Annotated in this window: 14 protein-coding genes; 6 read left to right on the top strand and 8 right to left on the bottom strand. The window is 53.4% G+C overall.

What is annotated here, in order from left to right:
- Positions 1-4: 4 nt before the first annotated feature.
- Entirely contained in the window at positions 5-1,918 is a 1,914-nt protein-coding gene (locus WFP70_RS22390) for an ABC transporter ATP-binding protein (protein WP_097119304.1), read from the bottom strand.
- Positions 1,919-1,923: 5 nt separating this feature from the next.
- A complete protein-coding gene (gene rlmKL / locus WFP70_RS22395) occupies positions 1,924-4,041 on the bottom strand; it encodes a bifunctional 23S rRNA (guanine(2069)-N(7))-methyltransferase RlmK/23S rRNA (guanine(2445)-N(2))-methyltransferase RlmL (RefSeq protein ID WP_337024458.1) in 2,118 nt (705 codons plus the stop codon).
- Between the two features lie 97 nt (positions 4,042-4,138).
- On the opposite strand from rlmKL, the gene WFP70_RS22400 reads away from it, so the two are divergent.
- Positions 4,139-5,248 (top strand): YcbX family protein, encoded by a 1,110-nt coding sequence (locus WFP70_RS22400; protein ID WP_058959667.1) that lies wholly within the window; start codon positions 4,139-4,141, stop codon positions 5,246-5,248.
- A 4-nt stretch (positions 5,249-5,252) separates the two neighbouring features.
- Here WFP70_RS22400 and WFP70_RS22405 read toward each other — a convergent pair whose 3' ends face one another.
- The 5 genes from WFP70_RS22405 to WFP70_RS22425 form a co-directional block, all read right to left on the bottom strand.
- Complete coding sequence (locus tag WFP70_RS22405) at positions 5,253-5,795, bottom strand: cell division protein ZapC (protein WP_034820471.1); 543 nt, start codon at positions 5,793-5,795, stop codon at positions 5,253-5,255.
- A 149-nt stretch (positions 5,796-5,944) separates the two neighbouring features.
- A complete protein-coding gene (gene pyrD, locus WFP70_RS22410; RefSeq protein ID WP_034820474.1) occupies positions 5,945-6,955 on the bottom strand; it encodes a quinone-dependent dihydroorotate dehydrogenase in 1,011 nt (336 codons plus the stop codon).
- Positions 6,956-7,072: 117 nt separating this feature from the next.
- On the bottom strand, positions 7,073-8,074 hold the full coding sequence (locus tag WFP70_RS22415) for a glycosyltransferase family 2 protein (RefSeq protein ID WP_249221621.1): 1,002 nt from the start codon (positions 8,072-8,074) through the stop codon (positions 7,073-7,075).
- A 2-nt stretch (positions 8,075-8,076) separates the two neighbouring features.
- On the bottom strand, positions 8,077-9,594 hold the full coding sequence (locus tag WFP70_RS22420) for a lipopolysaccharide biosynthesis protein (protein WP_337024457.1): 1,518 nt from the start codon (positions 9,592-9,594) through the stop codon (positions 8,077-8,079).
- Between the two features lie 95 nt (positions 9,595-9,689).
- The gene (locus tag WFP70_RS22425) at positions 9,690-10,496 is read right to left on the bottom strand and encodes a hypothetical protein (RefSeq protein WP_160868962.1); all 807 of its coding nucleotides are present in this window, start codon (positions 10,494-10,496) and stop codon (positions 9,690-9,692) included.
- Positions 10,497-11,237: 741 nt separating this feature from the next.
- On the opposite strand from WFP70_RS22425, the gene ssuE reads away from it, so the two are divergent.
- Genes ssuE through ssuB form a run of 5 tightly spaced genes read left to right on the top strand, consistent with a single transcriptional unit; the run spans position 11,238 to position 15,503 of the window.
- Positions 11,238-11,789, top strand: a complete 552-nt coding sequence (gene ssuE / locus WFP70_RS22430) for an NADPH-dependent FMN reductase (RefSeq protein ID WP_337024456.1) — start codon at positions 11,238-11,240, stop codon at positions 11,787-11,789.
- A gap of 10 nt (positions 11,790-11,799) precedes the next feature.
- Positions 11,800-12,759 carry a sulfonate ABC transporter substrate-binding protein gene (locus WFP70_RS22435; RefSeq protein ID WP_337024455.1) on the top strand — a complete coding sequence of 320 codons (960 nt, stop codon included), beginning with the start codon at positions 11,800-11,802 and terminating at the stop codon, positions 12,757-12,759.
- An 11-nt stretch (positions 12,760-12,770) separates the two neighbouring features.
- Positions 12,771-13,916, top strand: coding sequence for an FMNH2-dependent alkanesulfonate monooxygenase (ssuD, locus tag WFP70_RS22440; RefSeq protein ID WP_337024454.1), 1,146 nt, complete (start codon positions 12,771-12,773; stop codon positions 13,914-13,916).
- 10 nt (positions 13,917-13,926) lie between these two features.
- On the top strand, positions 13,927-14,715 hold the full coding sequence (gene ssuC / locus WFP70_RS22445) for an aliphatic sulfonate ABC transporter permease SsuC (RefSeq protein WP_034820490.1): 789 nt from the start codon (positions 13,927-13,929) through the stop codon (positions 14,713-14,715).
- Complete coding sequence (gene ssuB, locus WFP70_RS22450) at positions 14,712-15,503, top strand: aliphatic sulfonates ABC transporter ATP-binding protein (RefSeq protein ID WP_058959672.1); 792 nt, start codon at positions 14,712-14,714, stop codon at positions 15,501-15,503. The genes ssuC and ssuB overlap by 4 nt, the downstream gene beginning before the upstream one ends.
- A gap of 100 nt (positions 15,504-15,603) precedes the next feature.
- Here the strand turns inward: ssuB and pepN are convergent, their stop codons facing one another.
- Entirely contained in the window at positions 15,604-18,219 is a 2,616-nt protein-coding gene (gene pepN / locus WFP70_RS22455; protein WP_337024453.1) for an aminopeptidase N, read from the bottom strand.
- Between the last annotated feature and the right edge of the window lie 202 nt (positions 18,220-18,421).

Consider the following 18,421-nt stretch of genomic DNA (forward strand, 5'->3'; position numbering starts at 1 on the left):
TGTGTTACGCGCCGTTTTTCAGCGCTTCCAACTCTTCCCAGCGCTCAAACGCCACTTCCAGCTCTTTTTCCGTCTGCGCTAACGCATCCAGAACCGGTTGAGTTTTGTCGTGCGGCTGGCTGAAAAAGTCCGGATGGCTCATTTTCGCCTGCAGTTCGCCGATACGTGTTTCCAGTTGCTCCAGTTTTTGCGGCAGCTGTTCCAGTTCACGCGTCAGGTTATAGCTGAGTTTGTTCGCGCTACGTTTTGGCTCCTGATTTTTCTCTGCCGCTTTGGGCGCAGCGGATGCGGTTTTCACCGTAGCGGACTTGGTTTGCTTATAGGCGCTACGCTGCAACTGCGCATCGTGATAGCCGCCGACAAAGGCACCAATCTCACCGTTGCCTTCAAAGATCCAGCATTCGGTCACGGTGTTATCGACGAATTGACGATCGTGGCTCACCAGCATCACGGTGCCCTGATAACCATCCACCAGCTCTTCCAGCAGCTCAAGCGTTTCCACGTCAAGGTCGTTGGTCGGTTCATCGAGAATCAACAGGTTGCTAGGTTTCAGGAACAAACGCGCTAACAGCAGGCGGTTACGCTCACCACCGGATAACGCACGCACTGGCGTCATCGCACGCTTCGGATGGAACAGGAAGTCCTGCAGATAGCCCAGCACATGGCGCGGCTTACCGTTGACCATCACTTCCTGTTTACCTTCCGCGAGGTTATCCATCACGGTACGATCCGGATCCAGTTCAGCACGGTGCTGATCGAAGTACGCGATCTCCAGCTTAGTCCCGCAGTGCACGCGACCACTGTCCGCTTTTAACTCATCCAGCATCAGACGCAGTAAGGTGGTTTTACCACAGCCGTTCGGGCCAATCAGGGCGATCTTATCGCCGCGCTGCACCTGAGTGGAGAAATCGCGCACCAGCGTTTTGCCATCCACGCTGTAATTGACGTTTTCCATCTCAAATACAATCTTACCTGAGCGAGCGGCTTCGCCGACCTGCATGTTGGCTTTGCCCATCACATCACGGCGTTCTGAACGTTCACGACGCAGCGCTTTTAATGCGCGCACGCGGCCTTCATTACGGGTACGGCGCGCTTTGATGCCCTGGCGAATCCAGACTTCTTCCTGCGCCAGCTTGCGGTCAAACTCCGCGTTCTGCATCTCTTCGACGCGCAGTGCTTCTTCTTTACCCAGCAGGAATTGATCGTAATCGCCCGGCCAGGAAACCAGTTTACCGCGGTCGAGATCGACAATACGCGTCGCCATATTGCGGATAAACGAACGGTCGTGCGAGATAAACACGATGCTGCCGGTAAAGGCCTTGAGGAAGGTTTCCAGCCAGTTGATAGTTTCAATATCGAGGTGGTTAGTCGGTTCATCAAGCATCAGCACGCGTGGATTGCTCACCAGCGCACGGCCCAGCGCGGCTTTACGCAGCCAGCCACCGGAGAGTGAGGAAAGCTCAGTGTCAGCTTCCAGACCAATCTGCTGCAATACGTCATTGATACGGCTATCGAGCTGCCACAAATTCTGATGATCCAGAATGGTTTGCAGTCGACCCATTTCGTTGAGGTTTTTCTCGCTCGGATCTTCCATCACCAGATGAGAAATCGCGTGATAAGCTTTCAGATGCTCAGCCTGCTCCGCAACGCCCTCCGCCACAAAATCGTAGACTGAACCGGTAATGTTGCGCGGTGGGTCCTGTTGCAGGCGCGCCACCACTAAATCTTGTTCGTAAATAATGCGGCCATCATCCAGCGGTTGTTCGCCATTGATGATTTTCATTAATGTGGATTTACCGGCACCGTTACGGCCCACCAGACAGACGCGTTCGCCCTCTTCGATGTGCAGTTCGGTGTTATCCAACAGCGGCGCATCGCTGAATGAGAGGTAAGCGCCATGGATACTGATCAGTGACATAAAACTTATTCCTTACCGGCGTGGCTAACCAGCCAGCAGTTGTGAATTTGACGGTTGCGTGCGAAATCTTGCGACAACGTTTTTTGGGTAATTTCCTGCGCCTGTAAGCCCAGAGCGGCTAAACCGTCCAGGTCCATTTTGAAACCGCGCTTGTTATTCGAGAACATAATGGTGCCACCGCGACGCAGCAGACGTTTCAGATTCTGCATCAGCATCATGTGGTCACGCTGCACGTCAAAATCATCTTCCATTCGTTTGGAATTCGAGAAAGTCGGCGGATCGATGAAGATCAAATCAAATTGTTCGTCACTGTCACGCAGCCAGCTCAGACAATCGGCGTGCATCAGTCGATGCTGACGTCCGGTCAGACCGTTAAGACGCAGGTTGCGCTCGGCCCACTCCAGATAAGTGCGAGACATATCCACGGTGGTGGTGGTTTTCGCGCCGCCTAACCCGGCGTGCACGCTGGCGGTGCCGGTGTAGGCAAACAGGTTAAGGAAGTCTTTACCCGCGCTCATTTTGCCCAGCATTTGGCGGGCCAGACGGTGATCCAGGAACAAACCTGTGTCAAGATAATCGGTCAGATTCACCAGCAGACGCGCGTCAAACTCCTGTACTTCGAAGAAGTCGCCCTTTTCTCCCAGCTTCTGATACTGATTTTTACCCTTCTGACGCTCACGGGTTTTCATCACCAGTCGATTGGCCGGAATCTCCAGCACGCTCAGCGTCGCGCTGATCACATCAAACAGACGCTGACGTGCTTTATTGGCATCCACGGTTTTAGGTGGTGCATATTCCTGAATCACCACCCAGTCGCCGTAGCGGTCTACCGCGACGTTGTATTCCGGCAAGTCGGCATCATACAAGCGATAGCATTCAATGTTGGATTGCTTCGCCCACTTTTCCAGCTTCTTGATGTTCTTACGCAGACGGTTGGCAAAGTCTTCGGCAATTTGCGCGCTACCTTCACCGCTGGTTGCGGCCAGCTGATAGTTTTTCTGCACACATTCCAGTGGGCCGTTTTTGGCTTTGAACTGGCGATCGGCGCGCAGCTGCAAACAGCTCAGCAATTCCGGTGACGCACTAAACAGAGACAGATTCCAGCCGCCGAACTGCTGTTTCATAATGCGTCCCAGCAGGCTGTGCAACGCAATCAACGCGGGTTCGCTTTCCAGACGTTCGCCGTAAGGCGGGTTGCTCAGCACGGTGCCGGTGATCTCCTGGCCCGCCAGCGGGTTCTTCAGCTTAATCACATCCTGCTGGGCAAAAGTGAACAGCTCGAACACGCCAGCACGACGCGCATTGGCTCGCGCGGATTCCAGCACGCGGCTGTCATTGTCGTAACCGAAGAAGCGCGCGGTTGTGGCCGCCGTCCCCACACGGGCACGCTCTTTCGCCTCAGCCAGTACTTCCTGCCAGACCGCCTGATTATGGTTTTTCCAGCGGTTGAAACCCCAATGAGTACGCAGCAAGCCCGGCGCGCGATCGGTAGCCATCAGCGCCGCTTCCAGCAGTAAAGTACCAGAACCGCACATCGGATCGATCAATGGCGTGGTGCTCTGCCAACCAGAACGCATCACTATCGCGGCCGCCAGCGTCTCTTTCAGCGGTGCCTGACCGGTTTGCTGACGAAAGCCACGCTGATGCAGCGCATCGCCGCTCAGATCCAGTGCGATGCTCACGCGATCTTTATTCAGCCACGCATTAATACGGATGCCTGGCTGTTCACGATCCACGCTTGGACGCTCCAGATTCTGACGCGTAAAGCTGTCAACAATCGCATCTTTGATACGTAATGCACCGAACTGGCTGTTGCGGATCACCTCATTGGTACCGCTAAAGTGAATTGCAAAGCTGGTGCTGCTGTCGAACATCTCGGTCCAGGGAATGCTCTGCGCGCCCACATACAGGTCGAGATCGCTCCAGACGCCAAATTCTCCCAGCGGCAGCAAAATACGCGAAGCCAGTCGGCTCCACAGCAGGCTTTGGTACATCACACGGTCATCGGCACGGAAGTGGACGCCGCCCTGCACCACCTGCAAATCCTGCGCACCCAGCGCGTCCAGCTCAGTTTTTAACAGCTCTTCGAGCCCACGCGCCGTACTGGCAAACAGAGAATTCATATCGTCACTTTTTACTCTTGCTAAAATTGTTGCGCATTATAGCGAATCAGCGTCCTATGTCATAAAGTTAGCTTCTTTTTGTCCTGTTGGAGTTTCGATGATTACGCTTTCTCGCCTCTATATTCATCCGGTCAAATCGATGCGCGGTTTGCAACTGTCTCATGCACAGGTGCTGGAGAGTGGTCTGGCGTTTGATCGCATCTTCATGGTGACCGAACTGGACGGCACTTTTATTACTGCGCGACAGTATCCGGACATGGTGCGTTTTACTCCTGCGCTGTTACCGGATGGCTTATTTTTAAATGCCCCGGATGGCAGCCAGGCCTTAATTCGCTTCAGCGATTTCACGGCACAATTGTCACCCACTGAAGTTTGGGGGAATCATTTCACCTCGCATATTGCGCCCGCTGAAATCAATGATTGGCTGAGTGAATTCTTTCCGCGTCCGGTGCAATTGCGCTGGACCGGTGTGGCTCCCACGCGACGGGTGAAAAAATTTGATGAGGTATCGCTGAGTTTCGCGGATGGTTTTCCCTTCCTGCTGGTGAATATGTCGTCACTGCAGGATCTGCAGCAGCGTTGCCCGGCCAGCGTTCGCGTTGAGCAATTCCGCCCTAACCTGGTGGTCAGCGGCGCAGCCGCATGGGATGAAGACAGCTGGAAGCAAGTTAAAATCGGCGAGATTGTTTTTGATATGCCCAAGCCCTGCAGCCGCTGTGTATTCACCACCGTGGGTACCGAAAGCGGGCGCAAACATCCCGAAGGTGAACCCCTGGCCACGTTACAACGTTTCCGCAGCGGTCAGGACGGCAGCGGAGATATCGATTTCGGTCTGAATCTGATCGCCCGCAACAGCGGCGTGATCCGCGTCGGCGATGAGCTGACGGTTTTGGCTCGTCAGACACCGCGAGCTTACGGAGCGGGCGCGGTGGTGGAAACCCTCAAACCGGCTGCCAGCCAACAGGCAGAAGTGATCATTGGCTATCAGGGCAGTGAATTTACCGGCGACAACCAGCAAGTGCTACTCGAACAACTGGAGATGCAGGGCTTTCGCATTCCCTACTCGTGTCGTGCCGGGATATGTGGTAGCTGCAAGGTGACGCTGGTATCGGGCGAAGTGAAAGCGCTGAAACAGAGCGCAGTGCGCGCAGACGGAACGATTCTCAGTTGTAGCTGTATTCCAGCAGGCGATATTGTTCTGGCTTAAACGCTTAAACCGCCCGCGCAAAGTGGGCGTTTTGTTCCTGCTGATGCGGCCGCAAACGATCGTTCATGATCTTAATGGCATCGCCTAACTGCATACCTTTACCGGCTACCGATAATGTATTTTGCGCCAGCAGACACAACGCCGCATTTTCGCCACTCTCGACCACCAGCAATTGCGCCTGTTCGCCGCTATCGGCCAGCGTCACGGCTACCATATCGCCTGATGCGGGTTGCCAGCTCTGGGTATGGCTGGTGAAATGCCAGCTTTTTGGCATCAGCGGTTTTAAAAAACGACTCGCGACTAATGCGTTTAAGACTAATTCCGCGCGCTGGTCGCCTTTTAATCCACTCTGTCGGCAACGCTCTTCAAAGGTAAAATAAAGCGCGGCATCATCGACACAAAACCCGCTGACATTAAAGGCATCCGGTGTCAGCATTTTACGCGAGAAGCGCGAACGAAATAGCATGCCATCGGCCAAATCCAGCATCATACGATCGTGCTCTGCGTCAAAATACCAACGCCAGTTATCATCAGGTTTGATTTTCATGATGTGCCCTGTGGTTAATCGCTGCGCTAAATGGCGCTCAATGAAAAAATAAAGCTCTAAGGAAAAGCTGAAAAAAACATCAGCAGGACAAAATATAAACGAGCCGAAGGGATAAATAAACCCCCCGGCGCGGGAAAGTGGGAAATGTCTTAGAGATGGGTCACGATATCTTTAATTAAACCTGGGCCTTTATAAATAAAGCCAGAGTATATCTGCACCAATGTGGCCCCTGCGGCCATTTTTTCACGAGCGGAAACCAGTGAATCAATACCACCGACGCCAATAATAGGTAAGCGACCTTGCAGCTCTTGCGACAAGCGGCGAATCACTTCAGTGCTGCGTGACTGTACCGGACGGCCACTTAATCCACCCATCTCATCGGCATATTTAAGTCCAGCAACTAAAGCACGATCGAGCGTGGTATTCGTGGCAATGACACCGTCAATTTCATGGCGCACCAAACTGTCGGCAACCTGGATCAATTCTTCTTCAGAAAGATCCGGCGCGATCTTCACCGCGACCGGCACATATTTAAGGTGCCGTTCCTGCAGCTCTTTTTGTTTTAATTTGATCGCCGAAAGCAGATCGTCCAGCGCTTCGCCATATTGCAGCGTGCGTAATCCAGGTGTGTTTGGCGATGAAATATTGATGGCGATATAACCAGCATGGGCATACACCTTTTCCATGCAGATCAGATAATCGTCTTTGCCTTGCTCCACTGGCGTATCTTTATTTTTGCCAATATTGATACCGAGCACACCTTTGAAACGCGCTTTTTTAACGTTCTCGACTAAGTGATCGACGCCGTGATTATTAAAGCCCATGCGATTAATAATCCCTTCCGCTTCCACCAGACGGAACATGCGCGGCTTATCATTGCCAGGCTGTGGACGTGGCGTCACCGTCCCGACTTCCACGAAGCCGAAACCCATCGCACCAAAGGCATCAATGCACTCTGCGTTTTTATCGAGGCCTGCAGCAAGCCCCAGCGCGTTAGGGAAAGTCAATCCCATGCAGGTCACCGGGCGTGACGGCAGCGACTGGCGAATCAGTCCTTCCAGCGGCGTTCCGCTGATAAAACGTAATTGTTGAAAGGTGAGTTCGTGCGCACGCTCTGGATCGAGCTTAAACAGCGCCGGCCGGACGATAGGATATAACATGCACTCTCCTGAATGGCGGAAGCGAAGAAGTCGGGTGCACGAAAATTTGTGCGCCAGAATGGTAAAGGCCTCTGGCGCAAAAGTAAATTTAATCAGCAGCGGGAGAATTGATCACGGTCAGCGACGTGCAGAATAGCGCCCAACCTGTTCACGAACATTTTGCAATCCGAGGTAAATCGACGGGCAATACCACAGCAGCTTCAGGCGCGCATCCTGTTGCAGCATCTTACTTACCACTTGATTCACCGGAGCCTGCCATTCATTGGGCACGGTCATGTGATTTTTACGGATTTGCGCGAGACAGCCCTTCATCACCGTCTGGTAGTAATCATCCAACAACAACTCATCAACGGGTTGCTGCTGGTCGCGTAAAAACTGCTCGCTGCTTTGTCGCGCAATGAAGTAATTTTTTACCCACGAAAAGTCACGCGTGCTCTGTGACAATGAACTGAGCATGAAGCGCTTGTAGTAGTAGCTTTGGCTGGTGCAGTAGATTTGACGCGCGGCCATATAGAGCGCAAACATCCAGGGCGCATCTTCGTGGTTCTGAATGGGAAGGAACTGCAACGCCAGCTGATCGATTAAACGTCGCGACATGATCGAGCTCCACACCACGCGATGTGCCGACTGGTGTTGCAGCAAAATGTGCAGACTTGCCCTGCCCCCGGGCAATAAACCACTGACATGACGTTGATGAATACGTTGATACTGGCGCTGCGCCACAGGCAGATCAAGAAACATCTTCGCGCCAAAACAGAACAGATCAATCTCCTGATGCCTGGCCTGTACCCGTCGAAAATCAGCAAACAGTTCAGTCGAAACGAAATCATCCGCATCCATGAAATAGACAAAATCACCGGTGGCTGCGGCGAGTCCTTTCATACGCGCCGCGCTGACGCCGCCGCGTTCACCGCTCAGCAGTGTGACCTGCGGATGCGCAGCAGCGAAAGCGGTGAGCCAGGCCACACTGCTATCACTGGAACCGTCATCAATGATAATGATCTCATCGGGCGGTGATGATTGACGTAACAACGAACCCATCGCTTCTGGCAGCCACGGGGCACAGTTCCAGTTTGGCACGATGACAGAAACGGTCGGCACGCGGCGAGATGTCAACATTCTCATCCTCTCTCCTCAACATTGAATAACGGCAAGCGCAGACGCTTTAGCACCAGGCTATGCAGCAAACAGCACACACCAAGATTGATTGCGCCAATCAGGCCTAACCACAGCAGGTTGATCCAACGGTTTTGATTCCAGTCGATAGGCAAGAAGGTGCTTAACCAGGCCATCAGCGCGGATGCCGCCCAAATCAACATCACATCACGCGTGAGCCAGGTGAAATGCAGACCGGGCGCGAAACGGCGATGGACCAGCCATGCCCAACCCACTAAATAGAAGATGTTTTGCCCCAGCCACAACCATCCGGTACCCAGCGCGCCAAAATGCATCGCGCACCAGATGTTGAGCGGTACCAAAATCAATGCGAACACGCTGAAGCCTTGCATATGCAATTTGAGATTGCCGTTGATGTATTGCAGGTGATACAGCAGGCCACAGATGGCCTGAATGCCGCTGCCCAGCGCGTAAAGACTGAGCACAAATGACATCTCATCAACAATCTGGGTTTTCTGGGTCCAGGCCCAAAGCAGCGGTCCGGCGTAGCAGGCAATGGTCATACTGAGCGGCGCCATAAATATCGCGACGGCCTGAGTGGTATAGCGATAGAGTTTTAGCGCTTCCGCATCGCCTTCATTACGGGTTTTCATGCCGGTCATGCGCGGCACAATCGCCTGCATGATCGGGCTGCTGAGCAGCAGAATGCCGGTAGCCGCGGTCGCCACCACGGTAAACGAACCGTATTGGCTCAGCGGCAGGGTTTTGGACAGGACCAGTCGGTCAATCTGTGAAATAAAGGTCCAGACCGCACTGGAGTAGGCCGCGCTGAGCGCAAAACGAATAAAGGGCCGCAATACTCCTTTCAGGTCATCACGCTTCTCTTTGCGCGCGGAACGTGGGACCAGTTGGCAGGATTTGTAGATACAGCATGCCGCTTCGGCAATCGATACCAGGAATTGCCAGATAAAGAAGGTCAGCACAGGGTTAGGGAAAAACTGAATCACCACCACGGCACCAAAAGTACGCAAAGTGGTGATGATCAGGTTAACGCCATTTAGCCAGACCTGATGTTCAAATCCGACAATCACGCTACGATACGGGCTGGTACGCCAGCGTATGGCCGCGGTAATGACCATAATGCCAACCGCAATCACCACATCCCTGGCTGGCAGATGTTGCGCATTGAGCCAATGAGCGGCAATCCACGGCGTGGCAATCCAACCCAGTACCACAAGGATCAGCGTTGAAATCAGAAAGAATCGCGTCAAGGTGGCAAACAGTGCCGGGAACCAGACAAATTCGGCTTGATTGGCACGATAGCGCGCAGCTTCACGCATCAAGGTAGTAGAAACCCCGGCATCCAGCAGTTGTAACCACGTCAATAAAATAGAAAAGAAGCCGACCAGACCGTAAGCTTCCATTCCTAAATGTTGAATATAAAGTGGTACCACCAAAATACCTGACAGCGTCAGATAGATTTGGCCAACATAGTTGGCAATCGCGTTACGTTTAATCGACATAAGTGTTTTGGTGTCAGGTTTTTCTCAAGGAGAATTAGCGTGGCATAAAAAAAGCTCGGCGCACACGGGACTAATTCTTAAAACCAACGTTGGTCTCATACAACAGAGGTTTTTCTGACTTTCATCAGATTGAAATAGATGTCCGGTTGTTTCAACATGAGTTTTTCCATGACACCCTGTGCAGGAAACTGCTCTGAGAAATAGTGAATGGCGTGCCGCACATTATCAGAGAGTTTGTCTGTATGATTTAAGTCCTGCTGAATCAGGTTCAATAATCCGCCCCTTAAATAACTTTGCCGATAAGCATTCCTTTCAGGCAGATAATGCGTCATTCGGGTCAATTTTTCATACTCTTGCATAAACTGTTGATAGCTTAACGTGGCACACTCTTTTTCGTCACTGGCGCTATTTAAGGTATCCAGTACCCAGACGGACTCCGTATTAATCAACCCAGCGAGCATCACATCCCGCATGCGATTCAAGGGTGTTGCGGCGTAAACAAGCGCAACACGCAGGATGACGAGGTAATGTTGACACCAATGCTGCCCGGTCTGTAACTGCTGAAAGAGTTGTAATGAAGACTGCAATCCCGTTTTAAGGGTGTGCTGAGGGGACAGAGGTTGGATAAAACAGTTCAGCTCAGGACGCTGATCGTTGCATTTAGCGACCTCCAGCAACAGTGCGTCTGCAGGCGTAAAGCCAGCGGGTGCAAACAGTAAGAAGTCATCCTCATTCAAACCTGCAATCCTGTCAGGGTCTGTATTGACCAAATTAAAGCGTTGAGAGGTGATAACCGATTGGAGCTCATAGCAGCGAAGGGTTAAATCTGATAGCAGTCGATCTTCATGCCCTGCGTTCATCGCTGGGCCAGACACATCGTGATCCGGAGAAAAGCGTTCCATATTTTATATCCCCAATAAAAGATGAAAACCTGAACCTTTCCCAATGAAATGCTCAAGTAAAAAATAACAGACAAGCTGATGAAGATTTTTAGCGCAATTAATCTCAACAGATTATAAACAGGCTAAGGGCAGAGAATTCATTTTTTATCGGCCTTCCAGACGTCACCCTAATCTTAATTGTTAAAACTTTCTGCACCAGGGCTAAAGCATCGAGAATAAAGATAACGATTTTTAGCCAGAACAGGAGTAAGGCATGCCTTGTTTTTAATGTTTGCACGCTTTTGGAAACACTTAATCACGAATTAATCCATTATTTACCAGAGTGAAACACCCCTCCTAAAATGACTTACCGCTCAAAAAAAACACTTCGGTCTGTTCACTCCCCCACTACTCTTTCATTCGTAAAAGAAAAATATTCTTTTATCGTTTGAAAGATTCATTCATCCTTCATTTTCTCTCTCAAACACTCTATAAATAAGAAACTTCATCCAAATTAATCATTCCCCTGAGTGATACTCACGCCCGTGCTTAAGTGAGAAGCATTCACCTCACTGAGTTTTCAGAATATCCTTAGCCCAGAACACGGCATGCCTTTCACTAACATCTCCTCCCCGCCAATCCCATATTTCGGCTTAAGTTTGCCAGATAAATCATTTATACCCGCGCACGCGCTCTGCCAGTATTGAACGTATCAGTTCTCAATTTTAGATAATCAATAACTTTCAGTTATAAGGAGTGACCATGCGAGTTATTACGCTGGCGGGCAGCCCTCGCTTCCCATCGCGCTCTACTGCACTGCTCAGCCTGTGCCAACACGCGTTGGAAGCACGCGGTGTTGAAGTCATTCCCTGGAATATTCACAACTTTCAGGCGGACGATCTGCTCTATGCGCGCTTTGACTCCCCAGCCCTCAACGCGTTGAAAGCCGACCTGGCGCTGGCAGACGGACTGATTGTTGCCACTCCTATTTATAAAGCTTCATTTTCGGGTGCGCTGAAAACCCTGCTTGATTTACTGCCAGAACGCGCCCTGGAACACAAAGTGGTGTTGCCATTGGCCAGCGGAGGTAGTGCATCCCATTTACTGGCCGTGGATTACGCGCTCAAGCCGGTATTGAATGCGCTGAAAGCCCAGGAAGTGCTGCATGGGGTGTTTGCCACCGATACGCAAATAGTGAATTACGACCGCCAGCCAGAGCTGGATCAACAACTGGCCAATCGCATTGATGATGCGCTCGACACTTTCTGGCACGCGCTACACCGACGCCATCAACCCTACGCACAAGCGGTATAAAGGAAAAATCATGAAAAGGATGTTTACGGGTTTACTGCTGCCAGCCTTTGCTGCGCTATTTGCCCTGAGTGCCAACGCCGTTGCCGCTGATGCCCCGGCGCAATTGCGTGTGGGTTTTCAAAAAGGATCGGTGAGCATGGTGTTAGCAAAATCTCACCAGATGCTGGAACAACGTTTCCCCCATACCCAGATCAAATGGATTGAATTTCCCGCGGGCCCGCAGATGCTGGAGGCGCTGAATGTCGATAGCATTGATTTAGGCAGCACCGGTGATATTCCACCGCTGTTTGCACAGGCAGCAGGCGCGGATCTGCTGTATGTCGGTTCCGAACCACCGAAACCTCAGGCTGAAGTGATTCTGGTACCCAAAGATAGCCCGATTCACAGTGTGGCCGATTTGAAAGGCCATAAAGTCGCCTTCCAGAAAGGCTCCAGTTCACACAACTTGCTGCTGCGCGCGCTCGAACAGGCAGGCCTGAGCTTTAAAGATATCCAGCCCACCTATCTGACCCCCGCCGATGCGCGAGCCGCTTTCCAGCAGGGCGATGTCGATGCCTGGGCTATTTGGGATCCCTACTACTCTGCCGCCTTACTGCAAGGCAACGTGCGCGTACTGGCTGATGGCAGCAAGCTCAACCAGACCGGTTCCTTCTATTTAGCCACACGCAAATATGCCGAAGCCAATGGTCCATTTATCCAGCAAGTGCTGCAAACCTTCAGCGATGCTGACGCGCTCACCCGCAGCCAACGCGAGCAAAGTATTGATCTGCTGGCACAAGCGATGGGCTTACCCAAGCCGGTGATTGCCAGCTATCTCGACCATCGTCCACCCACCACGATTACGCCGGTCAGCGCACATACTGCGCAGGCCCAACAGCAAACGGCCGACCTGTTTTATGCCAATCATTTGATGCCGGTAAAAGTGAACATCACTGACCGCATCTGGCATCCACAGTCCGCCCAGCCATAAGGAATTGAATCATGAGCATATCCGTATTTTGGTTTCTCCCCACCCACGGTGATGGGCACTATCTTGGCACCGCCGAAGGTTCGCGTCCTGTCGATCACGGTTATCTGCAGCAGATTGCTCAGGCCGCCGATCGCCTTGGCTTTGGCGGCGTGCTGATCCCCACCGGCCGCTCCTGCGAAGATGCCTGGCTGTTGGCCGCGTCACTGATTCCGGTGACGCAACGTTTGCGCTTTCTGGTGGCGCTGCGTCCGGGCGTGATTTCACCGACGCAGGCAGCGCGCCAGGCCGCGACGCTGGATCGCCTGTCCAACGGGCGCGCGCTGTTTAACCTGGTCACAGGCGGCGACCCTGAAGAGCTGGCGGGGGACGGCGTGTTCCTCGATCATCGGGAGCGTTATGAAGAATCAGCGGAGTTCACCCGCGTATGGCGTCGCGTTTTAGAAGGTGAAACCGTGGATTACGAGGGTAAACACGTCAAAGTGCGCGGTGCACGCCTGATGTTTAAACCGGTACAACAGCCACGTCCACCGCTGTGGTTTGGCGGTTCATCCGATGCCGCGCAGGATCTCGCCGCTGAGCAGGTCGATGTTTATCTCACCTGGGGCGAGCCTCCGGCATTAGTCAAAGAGAAAATTGATCAAGTGCGTGCCAAAGCGGCGGCACAGGGCCGTAAAGTGCGCTTTGGCATTCGTCTGCACGTCATCGTGCGTGAAACCAATGAAGAAGCCTGGCAGGCAGCGGATCGCCTGATTGCTCATCTTGACGATGCCACTATTGCCAAAGCGCAGGCGGCCTTTGCCCGTACCGATTCTGTCGGACAACAGCGCATGGCTGCGCTGCATGGTGGCCGCCGTGACAAGCTGGAGATCAGCCCGAACCTGTGGGCAGGCGTGGGTTTGGTGCGTGGCGGTGCCGGTACTGCGCTGGTGGGCGATGGCCCAACCGTGGCTGCACGTATGCAGGAGTACAGCGACCTCGGCATCGAGACCTTTATTCTCTCAGGTTATCCGCATCTTGAAGAAGCCTATCGTGTCGGTGAGCTACTGTTCCCACACCTTGATTTGGCCATCCCAGAAGTGCCGAAACCTCGTGTGGTGCAAGCGCACGGTGAAGCGGTAGCCAATGATTTCACCCCGCAGAAAGTGTCTCAGAGCTAAGGAGTTCAGGATGGCAAAGTTTCAAAAACAGCTGAGTAATGCCCTACTGCCCTGGGCTTTACCGGTGCTGCTGGTTGCGGTGTGGCAGCTTGCCTCTCAGGTGGGCTGGCTCTCAACACGCATTCTGCCATCACCGGAAAACATCATTATTACGTTCTGGAAGCTGACGGTGAGTGGTGAACTGTGGCAAAACCTCGCCATCAGTGGCTGGCGTGCGGCGATCGGCTTTGCCATTGGCGGCTCGATCGGTTTGGTGCTTGGCTTGATCACCGGCACCTCACGCGTGGGTGAGCGCTTGCTGGATACCTCAGTGCAGATGCTGCGCAACGTGCCGCACCTGGCATTAATCCCGCTGGTGATTCTTTGGTTTGGCATCGATGAGTCAGCCAAGATTTTCCTGGTGGCACTCGGCACCTTATTCCCGATTTACCTCAACACTTATCACGGTATCCGTAATATCGATCGTGGTCTGGTGGAGATGGCGCGCAGTTATGGTCTTTCTGGCTGGAGTCTGTTTATTCAGGTGATTCTGCCAGGTGCGCTGCCTTCGATCATGGTGGGCGTACGCTTTGCCCTCGGCCTGATGTGGCTGACGCTGATTGTGGCTGAAACAATCTCGGCCAACTCTGGCATTGGTTATCTGGCGATGAACGCACGCGAATTCCTGCAAACCGATGTGGTGGTGGTCGCCATCATTCTCTATGCGCTGCTCGGCAAACTGGCCGATGTCGCCGCTCAACTGCTGGAGCGCGTATGGCTGCGCTGGCATCCGGCTTATCAATTGAAGGAGAACGCATGAGCAACGCAACTTTAAGCCCGTCGCGTCTGAACAGCGGCACCCCGGTGGGCGTTAACGGCGTCAGCAAGCAATATGGTGATCGCACCATCCTGAACAACATCAATCTGCATATCCCGGCAGGGCAGTTTGTTGCCGTGGTGGGCCGCAGCGGATGCGGTAAAAGCACCCTGCTGCGCCTGCTGGCGGGACTGGAATCCACTTCGCGCGGTGAGCTGCTGGCAGGCACTGCGCCGTTAGCGCAAGCACGCGAAGACACACGTCTCATGTTCCAGGATGCACGTCTGCTGCCGTGGAAGAAAGTTATCGATAATGTGGGTCTGGGTTTAAAGGGGCGTGAATGGCGGGCTGCCGCACTGGAAGCTCTGGAGGCGGTGGGTTTAGCCGATCGCGCTAACGAGTGGCCAGCGGCACTATCGGGTGGGCAAAAACAGCGCGTGGCGCTGGCTCGCGCGTTGATTCATCGACCCGGTTTATTGCTGCTGGATGAACCCCTCGGAGCGCTGGATGCACTGACGCGTATTGAGATGCAGGGATTGATTGAATCGCTATGGCAACAACATAACTTCACGGTGTTGCTGGTCACCCATGATGTCAGTGAAGCCGTGGCGATGGCCGATCGCGTATTGCTGATCGAAGAGGGACAGATTGGGCTGGATTTAACCGTGGACCTCGCGCGACCACGTCGACGTGGATCGGCGCGACTGGCGGAACTGGAAGCAGAAGTGCTGGATCGTGTGATGAAGCGCAGTCCGGCAGATCAGCCGCTGAAATTCGCCCAGCAGCGTTAGTCGAAGTCGAGCGGGATATTGCCACTGTTACTCCACGCAACCAGAGGAAGTGGCAGCGAATTAGCAAAAGCCGCATCATCGTGATGCGGCTTACACCTTATCAGGCGTTCAACGCTTTGGTGATCTTCTCGTACAGATCGCCCGACAGCTTATCCAGCCCTTTCAGGGTTTCCAGCGCCTGACGCATCAGCGCCTGACGACCGGCATCGTAACGCTTCAAGCGAATCAGCGGCTCAATCATGCGCGCAGCAACTTGCGGATTACGTGTGTTGAGGTCGGTCAGCATCTCTACCAGGAACTGATAGCCACTGCCATCTTTGGCATGGAATGCCGCTGGATTGCCCGAGGCAAAGGCACCAATCAGAGAGCGGATACGGTTCGGGTTGCCCATGGTGAAAGAGCGGTGATTGAGCAGCTTACGCACATTACTCAACACATCCTCCGCTGGACTGGTCGCCTGCAATACAAACCATTTATCCATCACCAGACCATCCTGATGCCACTTCTCATCATAAGCCTCAAGTAAGGCTTCACGGCAAGGCAACTGTGCAGCCACCGCCGCCGAGAGCGCCGCCAGCGCATCCGTCATATTGTTGGCATTATGGTACTGCGCCTGCACCAGCTTATCCGCCTGCTCTGCATCGGCGAACGCCAAATAGCTCAGGCAGACATTTTTCAGTGCGCGCTTGCCAATCTCTGCATGCTCCACCTTGTATTCCTGGCTCTGGTTAGCCAGATACACGGCATACAATTCATCGCTCAGTTCGGTTGCCAGCGCATGCACTAGCGCCGCACGCACCGCAGAAATCGCCAGCGGATCGATCACTTCAAACAGCTCGGCGATTTCATTCTCGCCAGGCAGTGACAAAATCAACGCGGTTAACGCCGGATCGCCCTGTTCTTCCAGTAACACCGCGCGGAAGGCATCCGCCACGTGCAACGGCAGCGACAGCGGTTGTCCCTGCTGATGGCGCGCGACATTCAGACGGATATAAGTCGCCAGCAAACTTTGCGCCGCATCCCAGCGCGAGAAATCATTGCGGGCGTGACGCATCAGGAAGGTCAGCTGCGCATCGCTCCATTTATAATCGAGCTTCACGGGCGCCGAGAATTCACGCAGCAGCGAAGGCACTGGCTGGAAGTGCACGTTATCGAAAATAAAGGTCTGGAACTCCTCGGTGACATTCAGCACATGATGCACCGGATGGCCGTTATGCTGCAGCGGAATCACCTTGCCTTCGTTATCGTACAATTCGATATCCAGCGGGATATGCAGCGGCAACTTCTCTTTCTGCTCGGCCGTTGGTGGCGTGTGTTGTGTCACGTGCAGCGTGTACTGCTCCAGCTCAGGATTGTAGTCATCACGCACCGTCAGCACCGGCGTACCCGCCTGGCTGTACCAGCGACGGAACTGTGACAGATCAACATTGGAGGCATCTTCCATCGCCTGAACAAAATCGTCGCAGGTGGCCGCACTACCATCGTGACGCTCAAAATAGAGCTGCATGCCTTTCTGGAAATTGGCTTCGCCGAGCAGAGTATGCATCATGCGAATCACTTCAGATCCTTTTTCGTACACCGTCAGGGTATAGAAGTTGTTCATCTCGATCACCTGATCCGGGCGGATCGGGTGCGCCATTGGGCTGGCATCTTCGGCAAACTGTGCGCCGCGCATCACGCGTACGTTGTCGATGCGGTTAACCGCACGCGAGCCCAGGTCAGAGCTAAACTCCTGGTCACGGAATACGGTTAGGCCCTCTTTCAGGCTGAGCTGGAACCAGTCACGGCAGGTGACGCGGTTACCGGTCCAGTTATGAAAGTATTCGTGACCAATCACCGCCTCAATACCGAGATAATCTTTATCAGTGGCGGTCTCGGCTTTCGCCAGCACATATTTGGAGTTGAAGACGTTGAGGCCTTTGTTCTCCATTGCGCCCATATTGAAGAAATCCACCGCGACGATCATAAATATGTCGAGGTCATATTCGAGGTTAAAGCGCTCTTCATCCCATTTCATGCTGGCTTTCAAAGAGGTCATCGCCCAGTCGGCACGATCGAGATTGCCACGATCGACGAAGATCTCCAGCGCCACATCACGGCCGGAACGCGTGGTAAAGCTGTCGCGCAGCACGTCGAAATCGCCCGCCACCAGCGCAAACAGATAGCACGGTTTCGGGAACGGATCCTGCCACTTCACCCAGTGGCGACCATCTTCATGACGACCGCTCTCTAATTTATTGCCGTTGGAGAGCAGGAACGGATATTTTGCCGCATCGGCAATGATGGTGGTGGTAAAGCGCGCCAGCACGTCCGGGCGATCCAGATACCAGGTGATATGGCGGAAGCCTTCAGCTTCACACTGGGTACAGAGTGCATCACCCGACTTGTACAACCCTTCCAGCGCGGTGTTGGTATCCGGATGGATGTCATTAATTATGGTCAGGGTAAAGTTGTCGGGCAACTGGCTGATGACCAGCGCGCCCTCTTCTTCACGATAGTGTGACCAGGGATGGCCATCCACCGCCAGCGACACCAGCGTGAGGTCTTCGCCATCCAGACGCAGTTCGGCATCCGCAGCACCGAGACGCTTCACCTGGCTCACCGCCGTCACGCGCGTGCTGGCGGCATCGAGGTCAAAAGTCAGGTCGATATCGGTGATGGTGTAATCCGGCGCACGGTAGTCGTGGCGATATTTGATTTGCGGCTGTTGCGTCATAAGTCCTTCTCGCATCGTTAATATGTTGACCCGTCAAAGTCTAAGCGGGTTGTGCCTTCGTTGCCACGCACAATGCGTGCCTTTGCTGAAAAGGCTACAATTCATTAACAATGGCACAAATGACCCTCGACCTGCCACCCGCAATTATGGTGTGATCGTGGTCATTACTGTTTTATACTCCTGCGTCTTTATGACTTTGTTG

The organism is Pantoea sp. USMM079 (assembly GCF_037153115.1).
GTDB classification, from domain to species: Bacteria; Pseudomonadota; Gammaproteobacteria; order Enterobacterales; family Enterobacteriaceae; genus Pantoea; species Pantoea communis.